The sequence below is a fragment of the Mesorhizobium sp. M1312 genome (assembly GCF_040318115.1).
In the GTDB taxonomy this organism is placed as follows: Bacteria; Pseudomonadota; Alphaproteobacteria; order Rhizobiales; family Rhizobiaceae; genus Mesorhizobium.
In genome coordinates this window covers 1-19929 of the sequence record NZ_JAMYLQ010000044.1, presented here as the reverse complement: position 1 = coordinate 19929, position 19929 = coordinate 1, and the positions used below count along the sequence as shown (strand labels likewise).

Below are 19929 nucleotides of genomic sequence, written 5' to 3'. Positions count from 1 at the left end.
GTTATCAGCGAGCGGCAACGTCACCTCGGAGGTCGAGAAAAGATTGTTGAGGCACGGCTGCGAGCTGCCTCGGTCGTTCGCTCGATCGAAAGCACCGTGCGTGGAGGAAATTCGCCGTCATGGAGCGCGAGAAGATGTTCGTCTGCTTCCTTATCCGCAGCCGTGAGCCGATGATTCAGACGAAGAAAGTCCATCCAGGTTGGAGTGCGGAATGTCTCTGTCCAAAGTGACGGCGTTTGAAGGTTTCGTTGGAGCGTCCAGTTTCGTGCACCGGCACGGCTAAAAGCGTGCCGCTTTGCGCGCATGCAGCCGAGAAAGGCGTCGATATTCTTCTCGGATATGGAATAGTCGACCTTGGCAACGATCGGACCACTCCTGGGCTTCAAATCGAGTGCCAGCTCCGGTGCGCGAAAATCCGAACTTTCTTGATCCGATTCTTCCCAAGGCCGTATCGGCAAAATTATCCCAACTGCCGCAACCAGCAAAAGAGCCCCCGCGGCACCCATCAACGCCGACGTCAACGAGTAGTTCTGGGCGACAGAACCCCAGATCCAGCTGCCGGCAGCCAAGCCGCCATAAGTCAAGGCGTAGTAGATCGAGAGCGTGCGGCCAACGACCCATCTTGGGCTCGCCAGCTGCACCGAAACGTCAGTCCCAGTCCAGGTGATTAGCCAACCCGCACCCCCGACCGCCATGAAAATCGTTGCCACAGCGACCGATGAGGTCAGAGCTAGCGAAAGGCAACATGCCGCGCAAGCCATCGTGGCTAACGCCATCAGCGAATTCTGAGGGACAGTCCGCCTCAAGAAGCCGTTACTCATGCCTGCGATGAATGCACCTATGCCAAAACCGGCCAACAGAATGCCGTAGACAATCGGCCCGCTTGCCAACTTGTCACGCACGACGAGAGGCAGCAGCGCCAGAATGGAGATGCTGGCCATGCCGAATAGCGTTGCGCGAGCGCTTGCCGCTCTGATTTCCGAAGACAACGCCGTAAAGCGCACTCCGTCATGAATCGCCATCGTCATTCTCTCACGAGGGAGAGGAGAAGAGCGAACGTGCCATTTGGTGCGCCAAAGTGCGATTGGGGGCGCCAGATCACTCAAGGCTGCGAGGGCGAAAGCGGCCAATGGTCCAAAGAAGGCCAGGATCACGCCACCCAGAGCCGGCCCTATGCTCCGAACAATGTTGTATCCGACCGACATAAGCGTCACCGCAGCCGGAATGTCGCGCTTGTCAAGGATATCGCCGACGGAAGCGTGCCAGGCCGGATCATTCAGGGCGAAGCCGCAGCCAGCCAGGAAACCCAGTCCGAGTATCAGCCAAGGATGGACAAATCCCAGGCCGACAGAAATCGTCAGCGTTATGGATGCCAAGGCGATAAGGCATTGGCCGGCAAACATCACCCCCCGGCGGCTGAAATTGTCAGCAATGGCTCCGGCGAGAATTGAGAGGAAGAATGCCGGCAATGAAGAGGCAGCCTGGACAAGCGCGACCATCAAATCCGAAGCGGAAATAGTGACCATGAGCCAACTGATGGCGACTGTTTGCACGAGCCATCCCAGGCTGGAGATCTGTGTAGATATCCAGATCGTACGGAACACCTGGTTCCGAAGGGGAGCAAGCGCCGCTGGAACGGACGGATGAGGATTTTCGCGCAGCATACGTTTACCTTGGACCAACCGGTTGTTAATCGCGGCTGCGAATACTGCCTCTACGATGGGTAGGTCCTTCGAGGCACGACCGAGTACCCGCTTTCGCTTTTGCAGATGCCGCTCGGCACCGACTCCAATCGGATCGAGCGTGGGCATCTTAACGTAAGCGGCAGACTCTCAGCAAAATTGATCGCCCAGCAGGAGCCTGAGCTCGCTGCTGGGCGGTGCGCCTTGGGAGGTGGCGTACTTGGGAGTCCTTGCTGCCTTGTATGATGGGAATTGTAGCGCATTCAATGGACCGATCTACGCGAATGACGCTCCATCAACGCAGGAGTTCGGCGTTGGGACGCCTCAAATGCATAAAAGCAGATGGACGAGCGCCATTATGCACGTGCGCGACATCGTCGCGAATGTGGCTTCACGGTCTGGTGACGAGGTTCGGTCCGAAGGGGGCTAGATTTGCTAGCGTGCAAGGCCCCTGTTGCTTCAGAAACGAGCATCGACGAAGTGGGCCAGTTGGGCTCCCACCTCATAGTAGTTTTCCTTGAGCGCACGGAAAGCCGGGATTTCCGGTGTAGTGAGGGGAAGTGGCAAATCCGCGTCTGCGACATGGCCAAGAATATGGTCGGCCAGGACACGCCCAAAGACCGTGGCTGGCGAAATTCCACGGCCATTGTAGCCGCAGATGCTGACTACATTCGGTGCGAAGCGGTGAAAACGAGGCAGGTGGTTACTAGTTGTCCCAATCGCTCCATACCACTCGGACTCCAATTCGACGTCCAAAATTTGTGGGAAAAGCTTGCGAATGGCGCGCTTGGCCCATGATCGGTGAATCCTGGCACCCGTACCCCCGAGCGCGCCGATACTGCCGAAAATCAACCGTCCCTCGCGGTCCAGCCGAAACGAACTCAAGATTTTCTTTGTGTCCCAGCAGCCCTCGCGGTTGGGAAGAATGGACTTTTGTAGTTTGTCCGGAAGCGGCCGGGTTGCAACATTGAAATAAGGAAGATGTATCTGTTCATGCCTGATTTCTTGCCAGGGCGCTTTAGTGTAAGCGTCCGTTGCAACTACGATCCAGTCGGCCTCGACCGATCCTCTTGCTGTGTGCACCGTCCACTTGCCGTTTGATCGCTCCGCCCCAGTGACGCCACTTGAACTATATACCTTGGCTCCTGCGGAGATAGCCGCGCGAGCAAGTCCTCGCGCATAACCGAGTGGCTGGATGGTTCCGGCGCGCAAATCAAGAAGTGATCCAGAATAGGCGCTCGTACCAATGCGTGCCGCCGTCTCCTCTGCGTTGAGGAGCTCCACGGGCGCGCCCCGTTTCTGCCACTGGCGCTCGCGTTCTCGGAGTTCATTTAGTCCCGCCTCGCCGACGGCGCAATGAAGTGTACCGTTCCTCACAGCCTGGCAGTCGATGACATGCTTGTCGATCAGAGACCAAACCTCGGCAGGCCCCTCGCCGAGAAGGTGGAGGACCTGTTCACCGAAAGGTGCGCCTAGACTTGATTTCACGTCTTCGGGCTTCATCCATAGGCCGGCATTGACTAAGCCAGCATTGCGCCCCGAGGCGCCGAAGCCAATTTCAACCGCCTCAAGCACACTGACCTTTACACCGGCTTGCGCCAGGTGCAATGCCGTCGAAAGTCCTGTGTATCCGCCGCCAACTACGGCTACATCTTGCTTATGGGCGTATTGGAGAACGCTTGTATGTGGAGCGTCTGGCGCGGTGCGCTCCCAGAGTCCATGGGAACGACTGTTATTCAGCATTTTCATCCTTTCATACTCTCATTTCACACGGATTGCTCCTGGCCAAACGTACGTGATGGCAATTTGTGGTTCGGTACGGGGCGGCAACTCCCAAGTGTTTTCAAAGTGGGTATGCGCGAGGGGGCACTGGGTCGTCCAACCCACTAGTTCGGCGGCATCAAGAAATTTCGCGCAGCGTCGCAGAGGACGACAGCGCCTATGGCGAGTGCCTGCTCGTCGACTTGGAAGCGAGGATGATGGAGCGGATAGACAGCGCCAAGCTCCCTATTTCGAATGCCAAGCCGGAAATAGACCGACGGGCACTTCTCGCTGTAGAAGGCGAAATCATCGGCTGCGGTCCAGCCCGGCGCGCTCAGCATGTTGTCCGGCCCAAGCAGGCCGGCGCCGGTTCGGCGGATGATCTCGACCATGTCAGGGTCGTTGATGACCGGTGGTTCGCCACGCCTCAGGTCCACCTCGGCACTGGCATTGTGGCTTGAAGCGACGCCCTCCACGATCTGGCGTAGCCTCTTCCAAGCATGCTGGCGGGTCGCTTCATGCCCGCTGCGAATCGTGCCTTTCAGCCTCGTCTCGGCGGCGATCACATCGTAGGCGCCGCCGCCTTCGATGCCGGTGATCGAGACGACCAGCGGGTCATACGGATCGATCTCGCGCGACACGATCTTCTGCAGCTCTGTCACTATGGAGCAGGCGACGGCGATGGCGTCGACGCCTTCGGACGGTTTTGCCGCATGCGCGGAATTGCCGGTGACCGTGATGTCGAAAATATCGCAGGCAAGCGTATACGGCCCCGCGCCGACCGCAATCTTTCCGGTCGCGGTATAAGGATCGACATGGATGCCGATCGCCGCGTCGACGTCGTCCAGCAGCCCTTCCTCGACGACCCGGCGGCCGCCGAGCGGTTCCGCCTCTTCGGCGGGCTGGAATATGATTCTGACGGTGCCGCTGAACGACTGCTTCTGGCGCTCCAGAAGAACGCTGGCGGCAAAGCCCATGGCAGTATGAGCGTCGTGGCCGCAGGCATGCATGACGCCCGGGCGCTCGGGGCTGAACGGCACGCCCGAGGCTTCCGTGATGGGTAGCGCGTCGATATCGGCGCGGATCACGATTTTGCGGTTCGAGAGACCGGCCGCACCGACGACATCGACGGCGAGACCGAAGCCGGCCACGGGCCTGATGCCGCCCAGCCCGGCTTCTTCCAGCACCTCTCTCAGGTAGGCCTGCGTCTCGCTCTCTCCGTTCGAGAGCTCCGGATTGCGGTGGAGGTGTCGGCGGATCTCGATCATCCTGCGCTCCAGCGCAGCATCCATCAATCCATTGCCGGTTTCAGCGTTTGACATGGATCTCTCGCGGGAAGCTGGTCAGCGTCTCGCAGCCGTCGGCGGTGACGAGGATCGTTTCGCTCACTTCGATCCCCCACCCATCCATCCACATACCGAGGATGGAATGAAGGACGTTGCCCGGCTTCAAAATCGTCTTGTCGCCCTGGCGCAGGCTGATCGTGTGTTCGCCCCAGTCTGGCGGATAGGCGGCCCCGATCGAATAGCCGATGCGAGACTCCTTCTTCAGGCCGTAGCGCTGGATGACCTTGCGCCAGCTCGCCTCGACGTCTTCCGCCACAACCCCAGGCTTGATCGCAGCAAGGACGGCCTCCATGCCTTCGAGCACGGCCTTGCCAGTGTCGCTGACCTTGGCTGGCATGGCGCCGAGCTGAAGCGTGCGCGCAAGGCCGGCGGCATAGCGGCGCACGACACCGGCGAGTTCAAGCGCCACGGTTTCGTTCTCGCCGAAGCGGCGGTCGCTCCACATGATATGCGGCGCCGACGCATTCTCGCCGCCCAGAATGGTCGGCGGCAGAGCGGTGATGTCGCCGGCGAAATCCGGCGAGCCCGCTATCTGCGCTGCCTGGATTCTGGCGATGGCGTCGCACTCGCGCACGCCCGGCGCAATCACCTCGTAGGCGGCCGTAACCGCCGCCTCGGCAAGGCGTGCGGCCTTGCGCAAATAGTCGATCTCGGCGCCCGACTTGACGCTGCGTATCCAGTTCACCAGGAGGTCGGCATCGTGGAAGGCCGCGTTGGGCAGGCCGGCGGTCAGCCGCGCATGCGCCTTCGGCGAATAGTAATAGGCCTCGAGCTCGATGCCGATATTTCCACGCCCCCAGCCCTTCTTCTCGATCCAGCTGGCAATCCAGTCCATCGGATGGCGGTCGGGGCGTTGGACATGATCTTCCGGGTAGCCGACGACGTTCTCGGGCTTCATCCACGCCGTCAGCAGCCCACCCGCTGCGTCCATCGCGCGGCCGATCCAGACCGCTTCTTCGTCAGCCAATGACACTAGGACCACCTGCGGTGTATAAAACGACCAGCCGTCATACCCGGTGATGTAATGCTGGTTCGCGATATCGTTGACGATCAAGAGATCGAGACCACGGCGCGCCATTTCCACGCGGATGGCCGAGAGCCTGTTCCGGTATTCGCTGAGCGCAAAAGGCAATTGGATCATATCGTAATCTCCTATTCTATTGCGTCCGAGTGTCTTCACGTAGCGCAGTGCGAGTAAGCGGGCGGGGCCGACCGGTTTGCAACGGGACAATCGACAAGAGCTGATCGAGACCTCTTCGGACACGCTTCCCCGGCCGGTGCGCTGAGGCCATTCCGCGAAGGGGGCGCCATACCCGATCTTCAAACAACAACGCTGCGCTCTGCTAGTGGCAGTTGGGCATTCTTTCGTTACTTAGCCTCAGATCGATTTGGCGGATTCTCGTCTTATTTGGGTCAATCGATATTGTTTTCTTTCGTTGATTAACTGGTAATCGTGATTGATGCGGCGCGCACCCGTAGGCCTCGCGATACGCTTTTGAGAAATGCGATGCAGAGACAAAGCCGCAAGCCATTGCGATTTCAACGACCGGCAGGCGCGAGCTGATGAGTAGCAGATGCGCACGTTCCAGACGAAGATCCAAATAATAGCGGCTCGGAGAACATCCCAGTTCCCGCCTAAACAGCCGCTCGATTTGACGGCGGGAAAGGCCGGCTGACCCCACAAGTTCGTCCAATAGCAATGGCTCCGTGAGGTTTGCCTCCATCTGCTCGATTACCTTGATGACGGCCTGATGGTTTAGTTGCACTCGAGAATGAAGAGGTAGACGTTGGCGGTCACCCTCTGAACGGGTCCTGCACGCGATTGCTTTTTCGCAAATACGATTGACAACTATCGTCCCATGATGGCGGTCAACCAAGTCCAGAAACATGTCGAAGGGGGCGTCCCCCCCGGCGCAAGTGTAAAGGTCCCCATCCCGCTCGAAGGCGGTTTGAGTGGCTACCACACCGAGGAACCGCTCAGAGAATATAGGAAATTGCTCCCAGTGAACCGCGCAACGCCGCCCTTCTGCAAGCCCCGCCCGAGCAAGCACAATCGTACCGCTACTTATCCCTATGAGGCTGCCGCGGCGGTTACGGCACTCTCGTAGCCAGGCATCAAGCTGTTTGTGCGGAATAGGAGCATTGCGGCCGCCGACGACCACGACAGCCGGTGCTGACATCGATCGACGAATCCTTTCACGTTCGAAGGACAACGAAGAATCGGCGCAAACCAATAACCCGCAACTCGAGGCTGCAGGTTGCCCGTCGTCCGTAATAACCTGCCAGCTATACACGTCCCGACCCAACACCTCGTTGGCGAGCCTCAGCGCTTCTACTGCCGACGAGAAGGCCTGGAGCGAAAACGCCGGCAGCAGGTAAAAGCAAAAATTTCGGCATGTGGACTGTAAGTCTAGCATCCTTGGGGTGCCCCTTCTCCTGTTGATCGCTCATGCTTCCAGCGGCGATGCCAAAACTGCGCGACCGACTTGCTTCGTTGGAGATCAGCGCCGCTACGCAACACGACGTGCTCGGCCCCTATCGAACCTGTATTCGGTAGCACCCGAGTGGAGGTGTGCTAGCTGCGTCGGAAGGCTCGATGGCCCCGGGTTCCAGACCGAGGTCAGACTCCGTGGTGGTGCACCGCGGTCGGGGACGCCCGCTCGCGGACGAGGCAGCACTTGTCGAACATCGGGCAGACTCTCAAGGCGTCCTGACGCCGCAGATTCGGCTGCCGCCCACCTCAGATCTTAACCCCGTCTCGCGTGAGCTCATCCATAACGAAGCGCACCGCGCTTTCAGCAATACCAACGATCTCCTCGACTTCAGCCTTGGTTGTCACCAAGGGAGGAGCGAAGCCCAGAATGTCACCATGCGGCATGGCGCGAGCGATAAGACCGCGGTCACGCGCTGCCTTGGAAATTCGTGCACCAACCTTGAGCGTGGGATCGAAACGCGTTTTCTTGTCGCGATCAGTCACGAACTCGATTGCGCCCATGAGGCCGACGCCGCGCACTTCGCCGACGATCGGCAGCTGCGCGAATTTCGCCTTCAGCTGCGCTTGGAAGAAAGCACCAACCTCGCGAGCGTTCCCCGGGAGGTCTTCTTTCTCGACGATGTCCAGCACCGCGTTAGCGGCGGCTGCCCCGATCGGATGACCAGAATAGGTGTAACCATGCGAGAATGCGCCGACCTTGTCAGCCCCGTTTTCCAGGACCTTGTAGACCTTCTCACCGACGATTGCCGCGGAAAGTGGGAAATAAGCCGAAGTCAGACCCTTTGCGATGGTAATAAGGTCTGGTTCGATGCCGTAGTGCTGCGAGCCGAACATGGAGCCGGTCCGACCGAAGCCAGTTATGACTTCATCTGCAATGAGGAGCACATCGTGCTTTTTGAGCACGGGCTGGATTGCTTGCCAGTAACCTTCCGGCGGAGGCGTGATGCCGCCGGTGCCGAGCACCGGCTCACCGATGAAGCCGCCAACATTGTCCGGACCCAAGCGTTCGATCAGCTGGTCAAGTTCCTGGGCGCGCCGCGCTGAAAAGTCGCGTTCGGACTCGCCGGCGTTCGCACCCCAGTAGTGATGTGGAACACCGGTATGAACGATCTGCGGGAGCGGGAGATCCATGTGGTCGTGATAGAAGCTCATGCCCGTCATTGAGCCGGACACGACACTGCACCCGTGATAGCCGCGTTCACGCGAGATGATCTTCTTCTTGTTCGGCTTGCCACGCAGATTGTTATAGTACCAGACAAGCTTGGCCTGGGTCTCGTTGGCGTCCGAGCCGGACATGCCATAGAACACTTTGCTCATCTTGCCAGGTGCCATCTTCACGAGGCGATCGGAAAGGATCGCGAGCTCGTCCGTCGTGTGCGCCGCATAGGAGTGATAATAAGCTAGCCGATAGGCCTGACGCGAGATCGCTTCTGCCACTTCGGTGCGGCCATAGCCGACATTGACGCAGTAGAGACCGGCAAAACCATCGATAAACTTGTTTCCATGCGCGTCTTGAATGCGGATTCCCTTCCCGGTCTCGACGATCGTTGGCTCGCCAAGCTTGCCGGTGGCAAAGTCCTTGAGTTGCGTGAAAGGATGTAGGACAGCGTTTCTATCCTTCTCGCTAATATCATTGATGTTGATAGTCATGGCGCTTTCCTTTCAGGCTGCGATGTTGCCGATGCACACATATTTGGGTTCGAGATATTCGGCGAGACCATGTCTTGAGCCCTCGCGGCCCAGTCCGGATTGCTTCCATCCGCCGAAGGGAATGGGAGCGCCGGTAAATTTCGGGGTGTTGACGGCGACCATGCCGTACTCCAGCTGGTCGGTCAGGCGCATCGCGCGGTTGAGGTCGCGCGTGTAGACATACGCCGCAAGGCCCATTTCCGAGTTGTTGGCCCGGGCGAGCACTTCCGCCTCGTCGTCGAAAACCAAGATTGCCGCCACCGGGCCGAAAGTTTCTTCTTTGGCAATCAGCATGTCGTCCGTGACGTCGGCGAGAACAGTCGGGGTGACGAAATTGCCGCCGAGCGGACTGTCCTGTCCGCCAACAACGATGCGGGCTCCGGCACAAAGAGCTTCGGAAACCTGTCGCCTGCACTTTTCGGCGACGGATGGTTTGGTCATTGGGCCAATGTCCACACCAGGCTCCAATCCGTGCCCGACTTTCAGTTTACTGGTGGCCTTCGCGAATTCTACCACAAAGCGGTCATAGCTTCCCCGCTGGACATAGATCCTATTCGCTGCCAGGCAGTCCTGACCGGATGTGGCGAATTTGGCTGCCATGCATCCAGCCACGGCGGTCTCCAACGGCGCGTCATCGAAAATAATAAAAGGAGCATTGCCGCCAAGCTCAAGGGAAGCCTTCTTCAGGGTTTTTGCGGACTGCTCGAGCAGGATCCGACCCACCTCGGTCGAGCCCGTGAAGGAGAATGCCCGCACATCGCTGTGATCCAACAGCCGTTTTGCGAGCGGGGGAGCCTCTCCCGTGATCACTTGAAACACGCCGGCGGGGACTCCTGCGTCCTCGGCAAGACGGGCAAGCGCCAGAGCTGACAAGGGTGTTTCCGGGGCGGGCTTGACAATCATGGTGCAGCCGGCAGCCAACGCGGCTCCTGCCTTCCTGGTGATCATCGCCGACGGAAAGTTCCAAGGGGTTATAGCGACCGTCACTCCGACCGGCTGCATCTGCACAGAGAGTCGGCTGCCCGTAAGATGGCTCGGGATGGTCTCGCCATATGCCCGCTCGCCCTCCGCTGCAAACCAGTCAAGAAAGCTAGCGGCATATGAAATCTCACCGCGCGCCTCGGTCAATGGTTTGCCTTGCTCGGCGGTCATGATGGCGGCAAGGTCTTCCGCATTTTCGCGCATACCTGCGGCCCATTTCCGCAGGTACGCGCCCCGTTCCGAAGGAAGAACATCGCGCCATAGTTGAAATGCGGCTCTCGCGAAGTTGACTGCAGTATCCACATCGGACATATCACAGGCTGCTACCTGAGCCAGTTCCTCGCCAGTAGCCGGGTCCACCACCAAGATTGTTTCAACCTTGGAGAGCCAAGCGCCATTCACATAGGAGCACTTTTGCAGAAGGTCCTGCCTTTTGAGCCCCTTTAATGCGGCGGTAGCTGAACCTTTCATCTGTGACCCCAAATTGTGTTCATTTCCGTCAAACTAGCCCGGCCACTGCGGCGATTGGCAGCTCGATATAGGGCCGCTAAGGCGTTCTCCTGCGAATAATGACGTTCTGCTGAGTTTTTCTCCGTCTGAGCCCTGTCTGCTTTAGGGGGCCTCATCAATGAAAGAGTTTCCTGCCACTCTACGCGTGGACGACGACGGTGACGCGTCAAGTCACGAGACGCGGCGTAGCTGGTAAGTGTCGTCGACCACGCTATAGCGGTGCCTCTTGCGGGGATGTGCCGGCATTGGGTGGACGCAGTACCGGGGGGCACAGTTATCGTGGCGATTCGATAGATGAGCGTCTCGTTTGAAAGAACGAGTGGGTGACCTGCTGGGTGAACTTCATGTGAGAGATCTGCTGCTTAGCCATCGTCGCGGTGGTTTTAGAAATCTGATTCGGCCAAACCTACTCTCACACCAGTCCAAAATCCTTTTGCTCAAATTTATATCTACTGCCGCATTCTGAGCGGTCGCCGCCCGCCCGATAAATGACGATAGAACTTTGAAAAGAGGATTCGCTGCGCAATCGCGCAAAAAATGCAGATGTTGTGCGGCATCTGACTACTGGCGGCACAAGCTGGGCGTCTAAGGCGTGCTATCTTGTGAAGGAACACAAGCGGCCATGGAAAAAATGTCTGGCCTAGTTGAACAGCCCGGATGCAGGGGAGACGCAACATGAGCCACACCATCAACCACCTCAGAAAACTTCGGCTGCAGCGCAGCGAACTTGCGGTTCCCGGGTCGAGCCCCGAGATGATCGACAAGGCGGCGAACAGCGCCGCCGACTTCGTCTTTCTCGACATCGAGGACGCCGTTGCTCCGCCCGACAAGGAGCGCGCGCGCAAGAACATCATCCAGGCCCTGAACGACATCGACTGGCATGCCAAGGGCAAGACCGTTTCGGTGCGCATCAACGGCCTCGACACGCATTACATGTACCGCGACGTGGTCGACGTGATGGAACAGGCCGGCGACCGGCTCGACACGATCCTGGTGCCGAAGGTCGGCGTCCCGGCTGATCTCTACATGGTCGAGGCCATGGTCAACCAGATCGAGATGGCCAAGGGCTACAAAACCCGTGTCGGACTCGAAGCCCTGATTGAGACGGCGCTCGGCATGGCCAATGTCGAGGCGATCGCTGCTTTTCCGGGACGATTGGAGGCAATGCATTTCGGCGTCGCCGACTATGCTGCAAGCTGCAAGGCGCGCACGGTGAACATCGGCGGTCTCAACCCCGACTATCCAGGCGACCAATGGCATTTTGCCTTGTCACGGATGACCGTCGCCTGCAGGGCCTACGGTCTGCGCGCCATCGACGGGCCGTTCGGTGATTTCTCCGATCCCGGCGGCTACATGGCGGCCGCTCGGCGAGCCGCAGCCCTTGGCATCGAAGGCAAGTGGGCGATCCATCCCTCACAGATCGAGCTTGCCAACGACGTGTTCTCGCCGCCCGAGAAGGAAGTCGCCCGCGCCCGCCGGATCATCGAGGTGCTCAAGGAAGCCGAAGAGCAGGGCAAGGGCGCCGCGGCGCTGGACGGCAAGATGATCGACGCCGCCTCGGAACGCATGGCGCGCAACGTCCTGGTGACGCACGAGGCCATCGAGCGGTCGGCGCAGCCGCGCACTGCCGCACACGTCTAAAGAGGAACTTGACATGGACATTCACGAATATCAGGCGAAGGAACTTCTCTCGCGCTATTCCGTCCACATTCCCCGAGGCGGTCTGGCCTATAGCCCCGAGCAGGCGACATACCGTGCCAGCGAGATCGGTGGCGGCAAATGGGTGGTCAAGGCGCAGATCCATTCCGGCGCGCGCGGCAAGGCCGGTGGCATCCGCATCTGCACGTCCGACCAGGAAGTGTGCGATGCCGCCGAGGCGATGCTGGGCAGAAAGCTGGTGACGCATCAGACGGGGCCCCGCGGCAAGCTGGTGTCGCGGCTCTATGTCGAAGAGACCGTCGATATCCGCCAGGAAATCTATCTCGCCTTTGTCCTGGACCGTAAGGCCGAGCGGGTGATGATCGTCGCGTCTGCGTCCGGCGGCATGGAGATCGAAGAGATCGCCGAAAAGCAGCCAGATTCAATCATTCGCGCAACCGTCGACCCTGGCGCGGGCATGCAGCAGTATCAGGCGCGCGAGATCGCCTTCGGCCTTGGTCTCGAGAACAACCTGATTGGCAAGGCGACCGAAACGCTGCTTGGTTGCTACCGCGTGTTTCGCGACTACGACGCCTCGATGCTCGAGATCAATCCACTAGTCGTCACGCGCGACGGCAATCTGATGGCGCTGGACGCCAAGATGTCGTTCGACGAGAACGCGCTGTTTCGTCGTCCCGAAATCTCCGAATTGCGCGACAAGTCGCAGGAGGATCCGCGTGAAACCTTCGCCAGCGACCGCGGCCTGTCCTATGTCGGCCTCGACGGCAACATCGGCTGCATCATCAACGGCGCCGGGCTGGCCATGGCAACGATGGACATGATCAAGATTGCCGGCGGCGAACCGGCCAACTTCCTCGACATCGGCGGCGGCGCCTCGCCGGAGCGAGTCGCCAAATCCTTCCGCGCGGTTCTCGGCGACAAGAATGTCGAGACCATCCTGGTCAACATCTTTGCCGGCATCAATCGCTGCGACTGGGTGGCGGAAGGCGTGATCAAGGCAATTCGCGAGGTTGGCGTCAATGTTCCGTTGATCGTCCGGCTGGCCGGCACGAATGTCGAAGAGGGCAAGCGCATCCTGGCCGAATCCGGCGAAGCGGTGATCGTCGCCGAAACGCTGGCCGAGGCGGCCGAAAAGGCGGTTGCCGCGTGGCAAGCGGTCACGATGAAAAAAGCAGGCTGACGGGAGGAAAATATGGCAATTCTGCTCAATCGGAACACCCGCGTCCTCGTGCAGGGCTTTACCGGCAAGATCGGCAGTTTCCATGCCGAGGACATGAAACGCTACGGCACCAGGGTGGTCGGAGGCGTCACCCCGGGCAAGGGCGGACAGACCCATCTGGGCGTCCCGGTGTTCAACACCATGAAGGGCGCGGTGCGCGAAACCGGAGCCGACGCGAGCATCGTCTTCGTGCCGCCGCCCTTTGCCGCCGATTCGATCATGGAGGCGGCGGATGCCGGCATCAAGTTCTGCGTTTGCATCACCGACGGCATCCCATCGCAGGACATGATGCGGGTGAAGCGCTACATGCGGCGCTATCGCTACGAGGATCGCTTGTGCCTGATCGGCCCAAACTGCGCCGGCATCATCACGCCGGGGCAGGCGCTGATGGGCATCATGCCGGGCAATATCTATCTGCCCGGGCGCATCGGAATCGTCGGGCGCTCCGGCACTCTCGGCTACGAGGCTGCCTCCCAGATGAAGGCGCTCGGCATCGGCGTCTCGACCAGTGTGGGCATCGGCGGCGATCCAATCAACGGTTCGTCCTTCAAGGACATCCTGAAGCTGTTTGAACAGGACGACGACACCGACGCCGTGGTGATGATCGGCGAGATCGGCGGACCACAGGAAGCCGAGGCCGCGATCTGGGCGCGCGACAATATGCGCAAGCCGCTGATCGCCTACATCGCCGGGCTTTCCGCGCCGAAGGGCCGCCGCATGGGCCATGCCGGCGCAATCATCTCCGCCTTCGGGGAGTCTGCGCAAGAGAAGGTCGAGATCCTGAAGGAAGCCGGCGTCATCATCGTGCCGACGCCAGCTTCGTTCGGGGAGGTCGTGGCCGGCGTGATGGCCGATCGGACGAAGGCGGCATAGCGCAAAATATGAGGTCGAATTTGAGGACAAGGTAAAAGGAACCGCGTGGTTGCTATGGTGTTTCAAGACGGTGACGCTTGCGGATTATCGCCAGTTCGGCGCCGGCTTCAGCCAGACTGATGTCGCGGCGCGCCCAACTCGTGACGAGCTAAGTTACGGGTGTGTCTTGGCGGATTGAACAGTCCTAAGCTGAGTCTAGGGAACAGCCGCCCATAGTTGCGGGCCAGCACGTCGTGCAGCTGCGCGGCGTCCCAGGTGAGCCGTGGCATGTTCGCTCTTGCGCCGCCAAAAAATCGGGGGATCGTGTCCCGCCGCCAAAGCCTCCACAGCCGGCCTTGCCCACGCCCCCTTGCGTAGAGATTTAGACGGTTCCATCTTTCAAGACGCCATTCATAAACTCTAAAGCGTGTCTCGATTTAAGGGATTCAGGATTGAACGAAGCCGCTGACGCGGCATTTGGTGCACCGATTTGCGGATGACGCTTCTGTTTTGAAGGATTGCTGCTGTTGAAGCGCAACCTTTAGAACAGGAGCAATGAGATGGCCGAGTTGAGCCCGCTTCGCCGGCGCATGATCGAGGACATGACGATCCGCAATCTGTCGCCGGCCACGCAACGATCCTACGTGCACGCGGTAGCGAAGTTCTCCCGCTACTGTGGCCGATCCCCGGACCGGCTTGACCTGGAGGATGTTCGCGCCTTCCAGGTGCATCTGGTCTCGACCGGAATCTCGTGGCCGGCGCTGAACCAGACGGTGTGCGCACTGCGGTTCTTTTACGGCGTGACGTTGGGTCATGCCGAGATCCCTGAGCGGATCGCCTATGCCCGCGCTCCACGCACGCTGCCGGTGGTTCTCAGCGCCGACGAGGTTGTCCGCTTTCTCGAGGCGGTCCCGAGCCTGAAGACGCGCACCGCCTTGACGACGGCCTATGCCGCCGGCCTTCGCGCTTCGGAGACCGTCGGGCTGAACGTCAGCGACATCGATAGCGAACGCGGTGTCATCCGGGTCGGGCACGGCAAGGGCGGCAAGGACCGCACCGTGATGCTGTCGGTGCAGCTTCTGCGCATCCTGCGCGTCTACTGGCGGCTGGCGAAGCCACAGGGCTGGCTGTTTCCGGGCCGGGATGCAAATCGCCCCATCGACGTGCAGGTGCTGTATTCGGCCTGCCGCTCGGCGCGTGCGGCCGCCGGCATCGACAAGCGTGTGACGGTCCACACGCTCAGGCACAGCTTCGCCACGCATTTGCTGGAGAACGGCACCGACATTCGCATTATCCAGGTGCTACTCGGCCACAACAATCTGTCCTCGACGGCGCGCTATACCAAGGTCTCGAACGGTCTCATCCGGCGCACGACAAGCCCGCTCGACCGACTGAACATCGAAGTCGTGCCGCCGGGCTGATCGGTTCCGCCCATGTCGGCGAGACTGGAGGTGGCGGATATCTTCCGCCGCCATGGCGAGGCGTATCGGCAGGCTCATGACGGTCATCTCGGACGCGTCGAGCGCCGTACGATGAGCGCCATCGAGTTGTGCCGGACCGCCGAACTGGGCGGCCATGTGGAGGGCTGCCGGTCCTGCGGGGCGATCCGCGTGGCCTACAATTCCTGTCGCAACCGGCATTGCCCCAAGTGCCAGGGAAAGGCCTGCCGGGAATGGCTCGCCGCGCGGCAGGACGAGCTTATGCCGGTTCCCTACTTCCACGTGGTGTTCACGCTGCCCGCCGAGATCGCCGCGATCGCCTTCCAGAACAAGGCGGCGGTCTACACGATCCTGTTCAAGGCGGTCGCCGAGACGCTGCGCACCATCGCCGCAGATCCCAAACATCTCGGCGCCGGGATCGGTCTCATTGCGGTGCTGCACAGCTGGCGCCAGGACCTCACCTATCATCCCCACCTCCATTGCATCGTCCCGGGCGGCGGCATCTCCCTCGATGGAGGGCGATGGGTCGCCTGCCGGCCGGGGTTCTTCCTGCCCGTGCGTGTGCTGTCGCGCCTGTTCCGCCGTCTCTTTCTGGAGGAACTCCGAGCGGCCTATGATGAGGGTCGGCTGGGCTTCTTCGGCGATTTCGCCTACCTGGCAAAGCCTGATGCCTTCGTCTGCTTGCTCGCCGAGGTTCGTCGCTATCAATGGGTCGTCTACGCCAAGCCGCCCTTCGGCGGGCCGAAGCAGGTGCTGGCCTATCTCGGCCGCTACACCCATCGCGTCGCCATCGCCAATTCCCGACTGATCAGAACGGCCGAAGATCGGGTCGCGTTCCGCTGGCGGGACTACCGCCACGGCGGCAAGACGAAGATCATGACGCTCGACGCGCACGAGTTCATCCGTCGCTTTCTCCTGCACACGCTGCCCGACCGTTTCCATCGCATCCGCCACTACGGCTTCCTCGCCAACGGTAATCGCGCCGCCAAGCTAGACCTGTGCCACAGGCTGCTGGCCGGATCGCAGCAGAACGAGCTCAAACCGGATGCCGAAAGCGCCGCTGTCGCCGCCGAGCGCCTTGCGGCGGCGCATCGCTGCCCCTGCTGCGGAGAGCCAATGATCACGCTCGCCATCTGGCGGTGCGGCCAGGCACCGCCGCGCCCCTTCTGGTACGACACCTCATGATCACGCCGGGTGCGTCCACATCACCCGGGTCGGTATCCGTCGCCATGCGCGCCGGCACCTCGACCCTTGGCCCGCCGCACAAAGCCGCAAGCAGCCAGCCCGGCGATAGAAAGCACTGCAGCCTATCCGACGGCTCGCGCCATCCCGGTTCCGTCTTCCACCGTACCATCCTTCGCTGTCGCCGCATCGTGAATGCCCTTCACCAGCCTGGCACCGACGATCCCGGCCGCTCCTCCAGGCTACAATCCCCATAGCGCCAGACCGTCCCGCGGCTTCGTTCAATCCGGCTTGCAATGAGGTCCGAAGACTAGCGGGTGTGCTCCGTTGAGCATGCGGACCTCACAGAAGCCTCCAGATTCCCGTTGATTTGAGTTTGTGATTCATTGCGGTTGAAAGGAGACCGCGATGGGCAAGCCGCTACCAATTGAGTTGCGTAGGCGTGTTGCTGCGTATGTCGATGAGGGGCATGGTCACCGTGAGGCTGCGCGCCATTTCCGCGTTTCGCCTCGCTTTGTAAACAATCTGATCAAGCTGCGCCAGCAGACCGGTTCGCTTGAGCCGCGCCGGCAGGGCCATGTGGGCGGCGGGAAGCTTGAGGCTCATGCCGAGTTTGTCCGCTTGCGGTTGGCCGAGACCGGCGAACTGACGCTGGACGAGCTTTGCGTTGAACTGGAGGGGCGCGGTGTGAGCGTGCACCGCTCCAATGTGGGCGTCTGCTCAATCGCCTGGGGCTCAGTCATAAAAAAACTCTACAGGCCAGCGAGCAGCAGCGGGCCGACGTGCGCCGGGCGCGTGAACTGTGGATCGGGCGGCGAAAGCGCTTCTTCAACAAGGCTTTGGCGCGGCTGATCTTCATCGATGAGACGTCGACCAACACCAAGCTGACCAAACGCACCGGCTGGGCGCCGAAGGGCGAGCGCTACAGGACGCATGCGCCATTCGGCAAATGGCAGACGCAGACCTTCATCGCCGGGCTGCGATGCCACGCTCTCGTCGCGCCGTGGATCGTCAACGCGCCGATGAATGCCGCCATCTTCGAGCGCTACGTCGAAACTCAACTCGCTCCCGAACTGTCGCCCGGCGACGTCGTCATTCTCGACAAGGTCGGCTTCCACAAGAACGAGCGCGCCGCCCAACTGGTTCGCCAAAGGGGCGCCTGGCTCCTGTTCCTGCCGCCATACTCGCCCGATCTCAACCCCATCGAGATGGCCTACTCAAAACTCAAGGCGCGGCTGCGAAAGAAGGCGGCCAGAACTTTCGACGCTCTCTGCGAGGCTCTCGGCGATATCTGCCACCTGTTCGAGCCGAATGAATGCAGAAACTTCTTCAAGGCTGCCGGATATGAGGCCAATTAATTGCGACACGCTCTAGCCAGGCTGGACGCTAGCGTCGCCGCGGGCCGTCCGAGGATGCTTGGTATCAACCTTATGGCTACCGCGGTCCGGGCCTCCGGAGCGAATAAAAAGCCATGGTGCACACAGGACACGGCGCTGAATGTTTCAGAACAGGAAGTCAACCTGCGCACGGAGCCGCAAAAACGCAGATTTTCTGCGACCACCCGCGTGGTTCGCGCGAAGTGGCCTTCCTAAGCGTGTTAGCTTGTCGACCAACGGATGGGCACGGAAAAAACTGCTCGGTCCGGTTTAACCAGCCTGGGTGCAAAAGGACGACTACGAAATGGATTACCAAAAACCCTTCCTTCCTGCGGAGTATCGACGCCGTGTTCATGACGTCAAGACACGGATGGAGGAGGCAGGGCTGGACCTGCTGATCTGCCAGGACCCCGCAAACATGTGCTGGCTGACGGGCTATGACGCCTGGTCCTTTTACACGCCCCAAGTTGTTATGTTGCACCTCAAATCGGATACGCCAATTTGGATCGGGCGGCTGGTTGACGTTAACGGCGCTCGTGCAACGACGGACCTGCCTGCTGAGAACATCATCAATTTTTCTGATGATCGACTGCATCATGTGGAATTGCATCCTTACGACGAAGTCAGCGAAATCATAAAATCGCGCGGATGGGGTTCTGATCGCATAGGGGTGGAGCTCGACGCGCATTTCTATACTGCGCGCGCGCATCAGCACCTTGTCAAAGGCCTTCCAAATGCAAAGTTCTCCGACAGCCGCGGGCTCGTCAATTGGGCGAGACTCGTCAAATCTGAAGCTGAACTCGTCTATATGCGAGAAGCGGGCCAGATTGTCACCCACACCATGCGCACAGCGATCGAAAATCTGAAACCAGGAGTTCCGGAATACGAAATCGTCGCTCAGATCTACGCCTCTCAGACAAGAGGTGTTGACGGAAAATACGGTGATTATACCAGCCTTTGTCCATTGATTCAGGTTGACGAGAAGACGAATGCTCCGCACCTCACATGGTCCGATAAACCATTGCCTTCGTCGGGGCTGGTTCTCTTAGAAATTGGCGCGGCGAGACGCCATTATCATGCGCCGCTCACCCGTACGATCTATATGGGAAAACCACCTAAAGAGGCCCAGCATCTCGCCGACGCCATAGTGGAAGGAGGCGACGCTGTTCTCGAAATGGCGAAGCCGGGTGTAGTCGTGGACGAGCTGAATGCCGTTTGGCTGAGCGTCCTGAACCGTCACGGGTACGTCAAAAAAGGCCGTTCCGGCTACTCAATCGGCATGAACTTTCCGCCGGACTGGGGCGAACGTACGGTCAGCATTCGTGCAGGTGAAAAGACCGTTCTCCAGGCAGGCATGTGCTTCCATTTCCAATCAGGGGTGAGACCTCCAGCCTTCGGGGCCGCAATATCGGAGTCGTTTGTTGTTACCGAAAGGGGTGGCGAGCGGTTAGCCGATGTCGCCCGGGAGTTGATAGTCGTCGACTGATCGCGAGCTTTCGGTGTGTACGCAGACAAGATGGGTTAGCGCCTGCGACGATAGCTTCAAAAATCCGTTGGTGGCGGCGAATTTGCACCGGTGACTTTGATTGCGGCGGCCCTGAGCAAACGACGAAGGCGCGAGTTGCCAAATTTGGCACAGCGTCCTCGTCGTTGCCTAGAGCGGGATGAGATTAGTTTCGGTCATAGCCGGAGTTTTTGAAGTAGTGTGAGCACTCGGCGGATGTGATGCGGTTGAGAAT

Annotated in this window: 14 protein-coding genes; 7 read left to right on the top strand and 7 right to left on the bottom strand. The window is 60.0% G+C overall.

What is annotated here, in order from left to right:
* Window positions 1-20 precede the first annotated feature (20 nt).
* The 7 genes from NKH36_RS31845 to NKH36_RS31815 all read right to left on the bottom strand — a co-directional run bounded on the left by NKH36_RS31845 (window position 21) and on the right by NKH36_RS31815 (window position 10424).
* Window positions 21-1664: an MFS transporter gene (locus NKH36_RS31845; RefSeq protein ID WP_352964165.1), complete on the bottom strand. Its 1644-nt coding sequence runs from the start codon at window positions 1662-1664 to the stop codon at window positions 21-23.
* A 477-nt stretch (window positions 1665-2141) separates the two neighbouring features.
* A complete protein-coding gene (locus tag NKH36_RS31840; RefSeq protein WP_352964184.1) occupies window positions 2142-3425 on the bottom strand; it encodes an NAD(P)/FAD-dependent oxidoreductase in 1284 nt (427 codons plus the stop codon).
* A gap of 143 nt (window positions 3426-3568) precedes the next feature.
* Window positions 3569-4765: a M20 metallopeptidase family protein gene (locus tag NKH36_RS31835; RefSeq protein ID WP_352964164.1), complete on the bottom strand. Its 1197-nt coding sequence runs from the start codon at window positions 4763-4765 to the stop codon at window positions 3569-3571.
* Window positions 4752-5930, bottom strand: coding sequence for a M24 family metallopeptidase (locus NKH36_RS31830; RefSeq protein WP_352964163.1), 1179 nt, complete (start codon window positions 5928-5930; stop codon window positions 4752-4754). The genes NKH36_RS31835 and NKH36_RS31830 overlap by 14 nt, the downstream gene beginning before the upstream one ends.
* A gap of 202 nt (window positions 5931-6132) precedes the next feature.
* On the bottom strand, window positions 6133-7206 hold the full coding sequence (locus tag NKH36_RS31825) for a GlxA family transcriptional regulator (RefSeq protein ID WP_352964162.1): 1074 nt from the start codon (window positions 7204-7206) through the stop codon (window positions 6133-6135).
* A 323-nt stretch (window positions 7207-7529) separates the two neighbouring features.
* The gene (locus NKH36_RS31820) at window positions 7530-8933 is read right to left on the bottom strand and encodes an aspartate aminotransferase family protein (RefSeq protein WP_352964160.1); all 1404 of its coding nucleotides are present in this window, start codon (window positions 8931-8933) and stop codon (window positions 7530-7532) included.
* 12 nt (window positions 8934-8945) lie between these two features.
* Window positions 8946-10424 carry an NAD-dependent succinate-semialdehyde dehydrogenase gene (locus NKH36_RS31815; RefSeq protein ID WP_352964159.1) on the bottom strand — a complete coding sequence of 493 codons (1479 nt, stop codon included), beginning with the start codon at window positions 10422-10424 and terminating at the stop codon, window positions 8946-8948.
* Window positions 10425-11138: 714 nt separating this feature from the next.
* Here NKH36_RS31815 and NKH36_RS31810 point away from each other — a divergent pair.
* The 7 genes from NKH36_RS31810 (at window position 11139) to NKH36_RS31780 (ending at window position 19676) form a co-directional block, all read left to right on the top strand.
* Window positions 11139-12104, top strand: coding sequence for an HpcH/HpaI aldolase/citrate lyase family protein (locus NKH36_RS31810; RefSeq protein ID WP_352964157.1), 966 nt, complete (start codon window positions 11139-11141; stop codon window positions 12102-12104).
* Between the two features lie 13 nt (window positions 12105-12117).
* Window positions 12118-13302, top strand: coding sequence for a malate--CoA ligase subunit beta (locus tag NKH36_RS31805; protein WP_352964155.1), 1185 nt, complete (start codon window positions 12118-12120; stop codon window positions 13300-13302).
* A gap of 12 nt (window positions 13303-13314) precedes the next feature.
* A complete protein-coding gene (sucD, locus tag NKH36_RS31800; protein ID WP_352964154.1) occupies window positions 13315-14214 on the top strand; it encodes a succinate--CoA ligase subunit alpha in 900 nt (299 codons plus the stop codon).
* A 539-nt stretch (window positions 14215-14753) separates the two neighbouring features.
* Window positions 14754-15614: a site-specific integrase gene (locus NKH36_RS31795; protein ID WP_352964152.1), complete on the top strand. Its 861-nt coding sequence runs from the start codon at window positions 14754-14756 to the stop codon at window positions 15612-15614.
* A 12-nt stretch (window positions 15615-15626) separates the two neighbouring features.
* Window positions 15627-16817 (top strand): IS91 family transposase, encoded by a 1191-nt coding sequence (locus tag NKH36_RS31790; protein WP_352964151.1) that lies wholly within the window; start codon window positions 15627-15629, stop codon window positions 16815-16817.
* Window positions 16818-17222: 405 nt separating this feature from the next.
* A protein-coding gene (locus NKH36_RS31785) for an IS630 family transposase (protein WP_502912157.1) occupies window positions 17223-18172 on the top strand; the annotation gives its coding sequence in 2 pieces (ribosomal slippage) (window positions 17223-17493 and window positions 17493-18172; 951 coding nt in all).
* Between the two features lie 322 nt (window positions 18173-18494).
* Window positions 18495-19676, top strand: coding sequence for a M24 family metallopeptidase (locus tag NKH36_RS31780; RefSeq protein ID WP_352964150.1), 1182 nt, complete (start codon window positions 18495-18497; stop codon window positions 19674-19676).
* Window positions 19677-19929: the final 253 nt, after the last annotated feature.

What these genes read in the sequence shown, in the direction of transcription:
- NKH36_RS31845 (WP_352964165.1), bottom strand. Translation starts at nt 1,664, where the DNA reads ATGCTGCGCGAAAATCCTCATCCGTCCGTTCCAGCGGCGCTTGCTCCC.
- NKH36_RS31840 (WP_352964184.1), bottom strand. Translation starts at nt 3,425, where the DNA reads ATGCTGAATAACAGTCGTTCCCATGGACTCTGGGAGCGCACCGCGCCA.
- NKH36_RS31835 (WP_352964164.1), bottom strand. Translation starts at nt 4,765, where the DNA reads ATGTCAAACGCTGAAACCGGCAATGGATTGATGGATGCTGCGCTGGAG.
- NKH36_RS31830 (WP_352964163.1), bottom strand. Translation starts at nt 5,930, where the DNA reads ATGATCCAATTGCCTTTTGCGCTCAGCGAATACCGGAACAGGCTCTCG.
- NKH36_RS31825 (WP_352964162.1), bottom strand. Translation starts at nt 7,206, where the DNA reads ATGCTAGACTTACAGTCCACATGCCGAAATTTTTGCTTTTACCTGCTG.
- NKH36_RS31820 (WP_352964160.1), bottom strand. Translation starts at nt 8,933, where the DNA reads ATGACTATCAACATCAATGATATTAGCGAGAAGGATAGAAACGCTGTC.
- NKH36_RS31815 (WP_352964159.1), bottom strand. Translation starts at nt 10,424, where the DNA reads ATGAAAGGTTCAGCTACCGCCGCATTAAAGGGGCTCAAAAGGCAGGAC.
- NKH36_RS31810 (WP_352964157.1), top strand. Translation starts at nt 11,139, where the DNA reads ATGAGCCACACCATCAACCACCTCAGAAAACTTCGGCTGCAGCGCAGC.
- NKH36_RS31805 (WP_352964155.1), top strand. Translation starts at nt 12,118, where the DNA reads ATGGACATTCACGAATATCAGGCGAAGGAACTTCTCTCGCGCTATTCC.
- sucD (WP_352964154.1), top strand. Translation starts at nt 13,315, where the DNA reads ATGGCAATTCTGCTCAATCGGAACACCCGCGTCCTCGTGCAGGGCTTT.
- NKH36_RS31795 (WP_352964152.1), top strand. Translation starts at nt 14,754, where the DNA reads ATGGCCGAGTTGAGCCCGCTTCGCCGGCGCATGATCGAGGACATGACG.
- NKH36_RS31790 (WP_352964151.1), top strand. Translation starts at nt 15,627, where the DNA reads ATGTCGGCGAGACTGGAGGTGGCGGATATCTTCCGCCGCCATGGCGAG.
- NKH36_RS31780 (WP_352964150.1), top strand. Translation starts at nt 18,495, where the DNA reads ATGGATTACCAAAAACCCTTCCTTCCTGCGGAGTATCGACGCCGTGTT.